We start from the raw sequence: 5,717 nt of genomic DNA, 5'->3' as shown, positions 1-5,717 counted from the left end.
GTAAAAAAACAACAGACGAAAACGGCAGTGTCTGGCAAGGTACATACAAATTCAATAAAAACGGAACATATACCCGTACAAATATAGAAATCGACAAACAAGGAAATAAAAAAGAAGCCAATATCTACGGACAATGGTCATTCGGTGATCCAAGTTTCAGTACCATTTATTTTGGTGGAGAACATTACTGGGACATAGACGAGCTAACTAAAAACAAATTTTCCTTCTATGACAGAAGTGGAAAATTTGGCGATCCTTTCATGAATAGAGAATACATAGAACTCACACCATACCAAGAAAACAATACAACAAACTAACAACTACCCACTATTAGGAAAAATATCCTCATCTAAATAAATATCCTGCAAAAGTTCATCCTTCCGGGTGACCTTATAACAACACAATGCCTCCCCAGTTTCCATATTATACCAATCAGCCACCTTATCTTTCACAGACATATACCAAGTATAACAACCATCTTCAACATTCAATCCCTCAATATTAAGAACCAAATCCTCATCTCTAAAATCATTCAACGCTTCATCTCCGATCATGGTGCGGAACTGTCCGAAACTACTCATGCGCTGCATCCCATGCATGGCAGTATAAATCATATCCAAAGCCTTATAATTTATCTGAATCTTTTTTTTACCGTCACGACCTTTCGATTTTGAGACAGAAGCCTTTGAAGCATACTTAAAAACCTCTATCGCTGCATTTTCAAAATCCTCTATCTTCTTATATTTCTGAAAACGGGCATCAGCAACCGTACTACCATGCAATTTCTTCCATTGGGCTACTACATATTTTGCAGCTTCCAATGAATCAACAATAATATGAAAATGATAATGGAACGAAAACAAATCCTTTTTTACTACATGATAGGTACACTCCTTCTTAATCACCCCCGAAATACCAAGTGAACGAAACTTGTGTTTCGTCCTTATACCATCAGCCCACATCCGGTTACATCTACGCATGAAATCTCGCAATACCCTTGCATCATCGGTTACACAATTTTGCAAGGTAAGCGTCACAAAATAAAACTCTCTGCCTTCCGAAGCCAAATACTTCATAACCGGAAGGAACTTCTTTACATTTTGTGCCGTTTGAATACGCTGACAGATAGGACAAAAAGCCCGATGACAATAATGGGAATGCGCCTTACCTCCCTGCACAGTATAAACATTTGAACACACATGGGCATCCATATATGCTTTCATCAGCTTACTATCCGGATTCTTTTCCGAAAGTTTTCGAGTAAAATTATGGGATATGATTTTTACTTTAGCCTTTTTTTTAAGACTATCAGAACCGTTTTTTAACGGACTTTCTTTGCAGTTGGTTATATTTGTTCTATCTTTGCACATATGAAATTTTGATGTGGCTTTCGTTTGGTATCCGCCCCGCCAAGAACGAACACAAACGATTGCTAATTCTTAAAATACAAAGCCCGTTGGTTACTGCCTTCGGGCTTTCGTTTTTTCTCAGCCCAAAAGTAGGTAATTCATTCCAAACCGCCAAACATCATTCAAAAAACCTACATATAACAAGTCAAAAAGCATTTACCACGAAACTTTCTAGTTTATCTAGTATGGGGGCTCGCCCCCATTCCCCCGGCTGCGCAATTCTGACACAAATACACTACTAAATCCACAACAGACAAAGATACTTCCGGAAAAAAAACTATCTTTGCCGTACACAAAGACAACCCTTGCCGAGCGATACGGGAGAGTTGCAAAAAAAACACCGGAGTGAATTGACGGATATCCGACATCTCCGGTGGTATTTTTTTTCTTATCCCCCTCCCGTCCCCCAAAGGGGGAGCACACAAAGACAAGCCCTGCCTTCACTCAATGGAGTGTTAAATAGTTGCATATGGGTCAAGTTCCTTAATCCGCTTACACAAAAAATCAAAGCGTTTCTTTGTAAGTGGTGTAAGCGTATCGAGATTATCTCCATCGAAATTCTCCCCAAAAATAAGGTCGTTCATTCCTATGCCGTGATTGTAGTTCTCACGCACACAGTTGCGCAGCGTCCAAAGGTTACGCAGGTTTACCCAGTCTGCTGTGCGGCTCTTTACCCTGCGGAACAAGATAACGGCAGTCCGCAAATAGTGCCCCACATGGTCGTAATCGTGCAAGACACGTTTGCCCAAATAGTAAATATCCAAATCTTGTTTTTCTCTGTCCTCGACTACTTGACAGAGGAAGAATGGAATATCCTTCAGGTTATCCCATTCGATGTAGTCAGTTGGTTTCATAATGTCTTATTTGCATTTTTCTTTCCGTACTTTCCATTATTCACAGAACATTTGCTGAAATACTTCACGTAACCTTTTTATCTCACTGAAATTCAAATCTCCAATCTTTCTTTTCAGCCGGCTTTTATCCACCGTGCGAATTTGATCAGTGGCTATCTCTCCTTCACGCCCGGCTACAGAACACAGAACCCGGTAAGGATAATTTCTTATCGTTGAGGTTATCGGAACAATGACTACTGTTGTAAGGTACATATTCAAATCTGAAGGAGTGACAACTACACATGGCCGTGTCTTTGCCATTTCACCCCCACGGGTAGGGTCTAACTCTACCCAATACACTTCATACTGTTCTACCATGTCCAATCCTCAAACTTTTCATCCTCAAACACATCAGGGATAAGCAACTCATCATCCCCATTCTCATGGGCACGTTTGGCAGCTTCCGCCCATCCCTGACGTGGTTGTGCCTTTATCACAATATTGTTCCCGTCCAAAGAAATGCTCACAGCCGATTTCAAGGACAAACGCAACTGTTTCAATACTTCGGAAGGAAGTATTATCCCCTTGCTGTTTCCAATCTGAATAATATTCGTTACCATAATGTTATAACTTTATAATTGATTATCACGATACAAATATATGTAAAGTTATAACAATAACAAAAGGAAAAACAACTTTTTTCCATTTTCACCGAGAACCCTGTCAATGGCTGCACTCGTCGGGAGTGTTGGTGCACCCCCTTGCCGTGCAGCGCTCCCCGACCGATGATTTTTTATTGTGCCTTGTGTCCTTTTCCCTTTTGTCCGGCTTCTGTTCCCAAGCACATCCGGAACACATGGCAGAGCGCTTGCAAATCCCGTCCGGAAGGCTTACCTTTGCAAAAGGTTATAGCACACTATAACCCCTAAAGGGGTTGTGTGCGAGGGGTGTCCCCTCGACCCCGTGCGATGTGACGTTTCACGCCACATCTTCTAAACAGACATACACACCTAAAACCTAAAGATATGGCAAAGACATGTATCAGAGTGGAAGCCTGCAATATAGGCAGCTCGGAACGTCACAACTTAAGAAGCAAGGAGCTCGACTACATCCGTCCGGAACTCACACACCGCAACGAACAGTGGGTAGAATGTTCCATTGCCGAAGTACATCGGGACATAACGGAAAAATACAAGGAAGCCACCGGACAAGGATTACAGAAGAAAGCTACCCCAATCCGGGAAGGGGTAATAGTAATCAGCGAGGAAACCACAATCCAGCAGCTTCAAGACTTGGCCGAAAAACTGGAAGAACGCTTTGGAGTGCACGCCTTCCAAATCTACACCCATAAGGATGAAGGCGCAAACGTATGGGACGGAAAGGAAGAAGCATGGAAACCGAACTATCATGCGCACATGATCTTTGACTGGACGGACGGCCATACAGGAAAAACTGTAAAGCTGAACAGACACGACATGGCGGAGATGCAGACTATAACAGCAGAGTGTCTCAACATGGAACGTGGAGTTTCTTCAGACAAGAAACACTTGTCGGCCATGCAATACAAAAACAAAATGGAAACAGAGAAAGCTGAACAACTTCAAAAAGACATCGAGCAACTAAACAGGGCATACACTGCCGGAACCGAGAAAATCACCACAGTCCAAAAGGAACTTAGTACGGCACAAAAAGAGCTAAACAGCATGAAAACCGACATACACATCAACGAAGCCAAAGAAGCTGCCGCAAAAGCCGGAAAAACCGTATTTAATGCCGTTACAAGCGTCTTTAATGTAGGGGAAGTAAAACGACAAGCCAAAGAAATTGAAACCCTCAAAAAAGAAAATTATAACCTCTCATTCAAGAATCAAAATTTAGAAGGACAATTAAGAACCAACAACATCGAGATGCGAAGGGTACAGGAAACAACCGACAGACAGATAAAGGCAGAAGCATCCAAACTAAAACCCATAACCAACCTTTTTCCGGAAATGGAAAATGCACAGGAAAATATAGAGGAACTCCAAACTATGGGAATACAAAATAAAGATATCCGACAACTTCTTATTGGAAAGGAAATATACTACACTGGAAACCTTTACGATAAAGACAAGAGAAAATCATACCAAGTTAAAAACGTGAAAATAGATATCTCCAAAAGTCAGAATGGTATTACTACAATTTGGCTAAATAACATCCACTTTAAAAACTTTCTTAAAGAACTTTGGAATACACTACAAAAGACTTTAGATAACGGTAACTGGCTACACCGATAGAAAGACACTAATTTGAATTGCACTTCTCTTTTTTGAGAAGTGCAATTCAAATTAAATCCCGTTCATTTTTTAACGACTAAAGGTGCAATTAGCTATAAAACCAAAAGAAGGAGTAGTACCTTTTCCTTTAAACTCCCATTTAAAACCTTGACCAGGTACATTTGCATCCCAATACGAAGTCCAAGTGAAAGTGTTACTCCATAACGGTCCAGTTCCACTAAAAGCAACACTTTCAGGTGTCGTTATATTATCATCCGGACTTGGTTTAGCATTAGGATTTAATACTTCAAAGAAATAATAATTATTCTGTATTGAAGCATTCAAATCAACTTGCATCTTTAAAGTACGACTGGAATCGTAAAAAACTCCGGTAGTGCTTTGAGAACCTCCATTAATACTCAAAGAAGGGAGAACAGCCCTCGTTTCCGTTACAACATCCCTAAATACTGAAAAATCAAAATTAGCATCCTCCTTCACCTTTTTAACCAAAGTCTTTCCATTTACAGAAAAAACAACATAAGCGGTATTAGGATTTGAAATAGCACTTGCCACTTGAGCATTTAAAACCTGCAGGTTATTCTTATATTTCTCAATACTCAAAGGACTAACTTTTTCTAAATCCTGCCAATCCGAACCTGTTACATAAGACAACGCCCTCGTTTTCTTATTCTCATTGAAATAGTATTCATTTGTAATCTCATTTACATCAACAAAACGAGATAAGACCTCCATATCAGATACAGAATCACTAACCACAGGTTCTATTACTTCATTATCATTACACGAACAAACACCCAAAACAGTCAGTAGACTGATGAACATAAACATTACTTTTTTCATAAATCCTCCTTTTTTAAAGTTAATAAATAAAGGTTTCGCCCAAAAATATAAAATTTCTCCTATTTTTGCATTGAATATTAAATATTTAACTATGAATAGAATAATACATATCTCTTTACTTATTTCAACAGTATCACTTTTTCTTATTTCAAACACCGGATGTGTTGAAAAACAAGGATACTACAACCATGGAGAAGAAAGCATAATCTCATTAATTTGTGATATTACATGGGCTGGTAAAAAAACAACAGACGAAAACGGCAGTGTCTGGCAAGGTACATACAAATTCAATAAAAACGGAACATATACCCGTACAAATATAGAAATCGACAAACAAGGAAATAAAAAAGAAGCCAATA

At 39.5% G+C, this 5,717-nt stretch carries 7 protein-coding genes and 1 pseudogene; 3 read left to right on the top strand and 5 right to left on the bottom strand.

Translation table 11 applies throughout. The annotated features are described in order from the left end of the window. On the top strand, positions 1 to 317 hold a 317-nt coding region (locus NBH14_RS28505; protein ID WP_250818008.1), incomplete at its 5' end, for a hypothetical protein. 3 nt (positions 318 to 320) lie between these two features. On the opposite strand, the gene NBH14_RS28500 is transcribed toward NBH14_RS28505, so the two are convergent. From NBH14_RS28500 to NBH14_RS28485, 4 genes are all read right to left on the bottom strand, one after another. Beyond that, positions 321 to 1,370 carry a protein rep gene (locus NBH14_RS28500; RefSeq protein ID WP_005799258.1) on the bottom strand — a complete coding sequence of 350 codons (1,050 nt, stop codon included), beginning with the start codon at positions 1,368 to 1,370 and terminating at the stop codon, positions 321 to 323. A gap of 494 nt (positions 1,371 to 1,864) precedes the next feature. Beyond that, complete coding sequence (locus NBH14_RS28495; protein WP_005799260.1) at positions 1,865 to 2,263, bottom strand: hypothetical protein; 399 nt, start codon at positions 2,261 to 2,263, stop codon at positions 1,865 to 1,867. A gap of 36 nt (positions 2,264 to 2,299) precedes the next feature. Then, positions 2,300 to 2,620: a type II toxin-antitoxin system PemK/MazF family toxin gene (locus tag NBH14_RS28490; RefSeq protein ID WP_005799262.1), complete on the bottom strand. Its 321-nt coding sequence runs from the start codon at positions 2,618 to 2,620 to the stop codon at positions 2,300 to 2,302. Then, positions 2,614 to 2,862 carry an AbrB/MazE/SpoVT family DNA-binding domain-containing protein gene (locus tag NBH14_RS28485; protein ID WP_005812783.1) on the bottom strand — a complete coding sequence of 83 codons (249 nt, stop codon included), beginning with the start codon at positions 2,860 to 2,862 and terminating at the stop codon, positions 2,614 to 2,616. Before NBH14_RS28485 ends, NBH14_RS28490 begins: the two co-directional genes overlap by 7 nt. 405 nt (positions 2,863 to 3,267) lie before the next feature. On the opposite strand from NBH14_RS28485, the gene NBH14_RS28480 reads away from it, so the two are divergent. Continuing rightward, positions 3,268 to 4,518, top strand: a complete 1,251-nt coding sequence (locus NBH14_RS28480; RefSeq protein ID WP_005799237.1) for an NBU/pMV158-type mobilization protein — start codon at positions 3,268 to 3,270, stop codon at positions 4,516 to 4,518. A 69-nt stretch (positions 4,519 to 4,587) separates the two neighbouring features. Here the strand turns inward: NBH14_RS28480 and NBH14_RS28475 are convergent, their stop codons facing one another. Further along, positions 4,588 to 5,358: a hypothetical protein gene (locus NBH14_RS28475; protein WP_005799241.1), complete on the bottom strand. Its 771-nt coding sequence runs from the start codon at positions 5,356 to 5,358 to the stop codon at positions 4,588 to 4,590. Positions 5,359 to 5,449: 91 nt separating this feature from the next. Between NBH14_RS28475 and NBH14_RS28470 the strand changes: the two are divergent. Then, a pseudogene (locus tag NBH14_RS28470) lies at positions 5,450 to 5,717 on the top strand (hypothetical protein); the annotation flags it as partial.

It is taken from the genome of Parabacteroides caecihominis, from assembly GCF_023656785.1.
Lineage (GTDB): Bacteria > Bacteroidota > Bacteroidia > Bacteroidales > Tannerellaceae > Parabacteroides > Parabacteroides segnis.
The sequence above is the reverse complement of the archived record's forward strand: the minus strand, read 5'-3'. Positions and strand labels throughout refer to the sequence as shown.

Bases quoted from the DNA above. Each gene is read 5' to 3' on its own strand.
- NBH14_RS28500 (WP_005799258.1), bottom strand. From the start codon at position 1,370: ATGTGCAAAGATAGAACAAATATAACCAACTGCAAAGAAAGTCCGTTA.
- NBH14_RS28495 (WP_005799260.1), bottom strand. From the start codon at position 2,263: ATGAAACCAACTGACTACATCGAATGGGATAACCTGAAGGATATTCCA.
- NBH14_RS28490 (WP_005799262.1), bottom strand. From the start codon at position 2,620: ATGGTAGAACAGTATGAAGTGTATTGGGTAGAGTTAGACCCTACCCGT.
- NBH14_RS28485 (WP_005812783.1), bottom strand. From the start codon at position 2,862: ATGGTAACGAATATTATTCAGATTGGAAACAGCAAGGGGATAATACTT.
- NBH14_RS28480 (WP_005799237.1), top strand. From the start codon at position 3,268: ATGGCAAAGACATGTATCAGAGTGGAAGCCTGCAATATAGGCAGCTCG.
- NBH14_RS28475 (WP_005799241.1), bottom strand. From the start codon at position 5,358: ATGAAAAAAGTAATGTTTATGTTCATCAGTCTACTGACTGTTTTGGGT.